We start from the raw sequence: 1,005 nt of genomic DNA, 5'->3' as shown, positions 1-1,005 counted from the left end.
CCAGACCAACATCCTCGCGCTGAACGCGGCGGTCGAAGCGGCCCGTGCGGGCGAGCAAGGCCGCGGCTTCGCCGTGGTCGCCAGCGAGGTGCGCAGCCTTGCGCAAAGCTCGTCGACCGCGGCGAAAGAAATCAAGGAGCTGATCGCCGCGTCCGTGCAGACGATCCGCGACGGCTCGACGCTGGCCGGCGAGGCGGGCAAGACGATGACCGACGTCACGCAGGCGGTCGCGCGCGTGACCGACATCATGGGCGAGATCGCGGCGGCATCGGCCGAACAGAGCCGCGGCATCGATCAGGTCAATCTGACGATCACCCAGATGGATCAGACGACGCAGCAGAATGCGGCGCTCGTCGAGCAGGCGGCCGCGGCGTCGAAATCGCTCGAGGTGCAGGGACGCGAACTGGGTGAGACAGTCGCGGCATTCCGGATGCCGGGCAGCGCCCGGGCGCGAACGACGACGCACACATCCGGCATGGCGGGCGCGCAAGACTGGCAATCTGCCATCGCATAACGGTGTCGCATCAGGCCGGGCGCGATGCCCGGCACATCGCATGCAGAATGCCCGCATTCATCGGGCAGACGTCATTTCCTCTCGAACCGTCGGCGAATTGCTTTCGATCAAGATCGGCGCGTGCACGCTTCGTACAGTTTCTCTATTGCACGCGTCGAAATGAAAGCCTCGCCATGGACGAACAGCCGGTATGTGCCGCCGTGCTCGCAGACCGCTATGCACGGCCAGGCGAGACGAATCATGCTGCGATTTTCCGGCGTGTCGCGCATGCGCTTGCGCTGGCCGAACCGATGGCGACGCGCGCGAACATGGAGCAGCGCTTCTATCGCAACATGCAGCACGGCGCGATCGGCGCCGGACGCATCATGGCCAATGCGGGAGCCGGCGCGGACGGCACGATGGTGAACTGCTTCGTGCATCCGTTGGTGATGCCCTGCACGGCATCCATTCCTGCCGTGCAGGCGGCACTCGCGCATGCACTCGATGTCGCG

At 65.9% G+C, this 1,005-nt stretch carries 2 protein-coding genes; both read left to right on the top strand.

All coding sequences use genetic code 11. The annotated features are described in order from the left end of the window. Window positions 1-514, top strand: a 514-nt coding sequence (locus KH616_RS25370; protein WP_292255357.1) for a methyl-accepting chemotaxis protein, incomplete at its 5' end; no start/stop codon positions are given. A gap of 173 nt (window positions 515-687) precedes the next feature. Beyond that, on the top strand, window positions 688-1,005 hold a 318-nt coding region (locus KH616_RS25365; RefSeq protein ID WP_292255354.1), incomplete at its 3' end, for a ribonucleotide reductase N-terminal alpha domain-containing protein.

The organism is Burkholderia sp. (assembly GCF_018375725.1).
Classification (GTDB): domain Bacteria; phylum Pseudomonadota; class Gammaproteobacteria; order Burkholderiales; family Burkholderiaceae; genus Burkholderia.
Note: the sequence above shows the minus strand (reverse complement) of the source record. Positions and strands in the feature narration are given on the sequence as shown.